The 2,529-nt window shown below is 43.5% G+C and carries 4 protein-coding genes and 2 pseudogenes; 3 read left to right on the top strand and 3 right to left on the bottom strand.

The genetic code is table 11. The features are described from left to right. Nucleotides 1-70: IS1 family transposase (locus tag ACOTXT_RS22385; RefSeq protein WP_421625449.1), on the bottom strand; the 70-nt coding region annotated here is incomplete at its 3' end. 212 nt (nucleotides 71-282) lie between these two features. Between ACOTXT_RS22385 and ACOTXT_RS22380 the strand changes: the two are divergent. Next, nucleotides 283-525: pseudogene (locus ACOTXT_RS22380) on the top strand (PilZ domain-containing protein); the annotation flags it as partial. 84 nt (nucleotides 526-609) lie between these two features. Here ACOTXT_RS22380 and ACOTXT_RS22375 read toward each other — a convergent pair. Both ACOTXT_RS22375 and ACOTXT_RS22370 read right to left on the bottom strand, forming a co-directional pair. Then, nucleotides 610-795 carry a hypothetical protein gene (locus tag ACOTXT_RS22375; RefSeq protein ID WP_421625474.1) on the bottom strand — a complete coding sequence of 62 codons (186 nt, stop codon included), beginning with the start codon at nucleotides 793-795 and terminating at the stop codon, nucleotides 610-612. After that, nucleotides 777-1,757 (bottom strand): IS5-like element ISKpn26 family transposase, encoded by a 981-nt coding sequence (locus ACOTXT_RS22370; protein ID WP_000019450.1) that lies wholly within the window; start codon nucleotides 1,755-1,757, stop codon nucleotides 777-779. Before ACOTXT_RS22370 ends, ACOTXT_RS22375 begins: the two co-directional genes overlap by 19 nt. Between ACOTXT_RS22370 and ACOTXT_RS22365 the strand changes: the two genes are divergently transcribed. Further along, nucleotides 1,756-2,193: a PilZ domain-containing protein gene (locus ACOTXT_RS22365; RefSeq protein WP_421625473.1), complete on the top strand. Its 438-nt coding sequence runs from the start codon at nucleotides 1,756-1,758 to the stop codon at nucleotides 2,191-2,193. The two genes, ACOTXT_RS22370 and ACOTXT_RS22365, sit on opposite strands and share 2 nt — an antisense overlap. Before the next feature lie 118 nt (nucleotides 2,194-2,311). Further along, a pseudogene (locus ACOTXT_RS22360) lies at nucleotides 2,312-2,529 on the top strand (hypothetical protein); the annotation flags it as partial.

Genomic DNA, 2,529 nt, shown 5'->3' with positions numbered 1-2,529 from the left:
TAGGGTTCTGACCATGGCGGTAAACCTGAGGAGACTGACAACGGGGACAATGGACGTTAACGCTGGGCATGAGAGAACCTCAAAAGCCCGCATTATACATCAGATTCAACCAATTAGAGGCATCACCAAAGAAAGTTCGACAATGTCAACCACCAATCAATAGGATTATCCTATTTTTTTAAATTAAACAATAGGTTATGAGGGCGTATTTTTTAAGAAAAATACGATTCCAGCATGGGATAATAAATTAAAATTTTGTTTTTTTTGGATTAGGGAGTCAATATGTCTGAGGGAGTTTCTAAAAAGTTCAAATATGAAATTATTGCAATTCTGAGAGATGAACTCAGGATTCAATCTGAATTGTACTTCTATTGTAATGGTATAAAACACCAGTCGACACTAAAAAAAGTAGAAGGTAATTTTTTCTATATAAAACCATCCACCTATTATCCAGATCTTCCTAAAGAGAGCATTTTTTATTTTATCATCCACAGTCCATTAGGGAAAATAGAATTCGCAACCAACAATCGAATCACTGACAAAAGAAATTCAAACAATCTTCTATGCTTCATTATTCCTGAATCATTATCAATACTACAACGAAGGACATCACCAAGAATTAACGTTAGGGAAGGTGCGAATAAGCAGGTCATTTCTTCCCAAGCTGACTCGCTGATTAAAATTTCGCGGATCTGGGCCGATTTTTTTCCCGCAAACACATCGAATCAGCCTATTTAGGCTATTTTTTCCACCATTTCTGGCGTTATTTCCGGTTTTTACTGAGATCTCTCCCACTGACGTATCATTTGGTCCACCCGAAACAGGTTGGCCAGGGTGAATAACATCGCCAGTTGGTTATCGTTTTTCAGCAGCCCCTTGTATCTGGCTTTCACGAAGCCGAACTGCCGCTTGATGATGCGAAACGGGTGCTCCACCCTGGCACGGATGCTGGCTTTCATGTATTCGATGTTGATGGCCGTTTTGTTCTTGCGCGGATGCTGCTTCAAGGTTTTTACCCTGCCGGGACGCTCGGCGATCAGCCAGTCCACATCCACCTCGGCCAGCTCCTCGCGCTGTGGCGCTCCTTGGTAGCCGGCATCGGCTGAGACAAATTGCTCCTCTCCATGAAGCAGATTACCCAGCTGATTGAGGTCATGCTCGTTGGCCGCGGTGGTGACCAGGCTGTGGGTCAGGCCACTCTTGGCATCGACACCAATGTGGGCCTTCATGCCAAAGTGCCACTGATTGCCTTTCTTGGTCTGATGCATCTCCGGATCGCGTTGCTGCTCTTTGTTCTTGGTAGAGCTGGGTGCCTCAATGATGGTGGCATCCACCAAAGTGCCTTGGGTCATCATGACGCCTGCTTCGGCCAGCCAGCGATTGATGGTCTTGAACAATTGACGGGCCAGTTGATGCTGCTCGAGCAGGTGGCGGAAATTCATGATGGTGGTGCGATCCGGCAGGGCGCTATCCAGGGATAATCGGGCAAACAGGCGCATGGAGGCGATTTCGTACAGGGCATCTTCCATGGCACCGTCGCTCAGGTTGTACCAATGCTGCATGCAGTGAATACGCAGCATGGTCTCCAGCGGATAGGGCCGTCGGCCATTGCCCGCCTTGGGATAAAACGGCTCGATGACAGCGGTCATATTCTGCCATGGCAGAATCTGCTCCATGCGGGAGAGGAAAATCTCTTTTCGGGTCTGACGGCGCTTAGTGCTGAATTCACTATCGGCGAAGGTGAGTTGATGGCTCATGATGTCCCTCTGGGATGCGCTCCGGATGAATATGATGATCTCATATCAGGAACTTGTTCGCACCTTCCTTAGGTACGAAAGTCAGTTTTATTGCTCTGGAAGATACAGAAGTGGCACTATTTATAAATATCACTTGAATGATATATCAGAAGGTGGTTGCTCGTTTATATACCCGGAACCTTTGCATAGTTTTATTAGAAGTGGAAATAAACTTGAAAACTCAGAGTTAAATCTTGGGGAGTACGGACGAATCCTTGTTAATTTAAAAATAAAACATATATCCGAAACAAATAACCACAAACAATGTGATACAACAAACTTCAGGGTATCTTGCATGTTTTATTACGAAAGTGAAGAAAAAAAAGAGGAAATAGAAGAAATAATTATCAAATTGATAATTGATAGAAAAATAAAAAACAGGCGATCCTTGGCTTAATTCACCTGACAAAATAAAATTTCAAAAAAACACAATCACTTTAACCTAAATCAACATTAATGCAATAGTACGCAAGATGTTTTTATGATAAAGATAATCAACAGGAAATTTTAACCCATTGGAAAACATATTGCTTTATACTGACGACAATATCATCGGACAATCAATCCACGATTATATGGTTGATAACGAAAAAAACATCACCACCCTTAAGGAAGTTGCGATTAAGTGGTCCGCAGCTCCCGATATGACGCCCCAAACCGTCCTTTATCGACGTCCTGTGGCTCAATTTTCCAATTTTCAGCCCAAAATCGTCTCTTCGTGGCTGATTTTGGC

The sequence above is a fragment of the Enterobacter cloacae complex sp. IR5422 genome (assembly GCF_049238165.1).
Lineage (GTDB): Bacteria > Pseudomonadota > Gammaproteobacteria > Enterobacterales > Enterobacteriaceae > Enterobacter > Enterobacter roggenkampii.
This window is presented reverse-complemented; position numbering and strand designations above follow the sequence as displayed.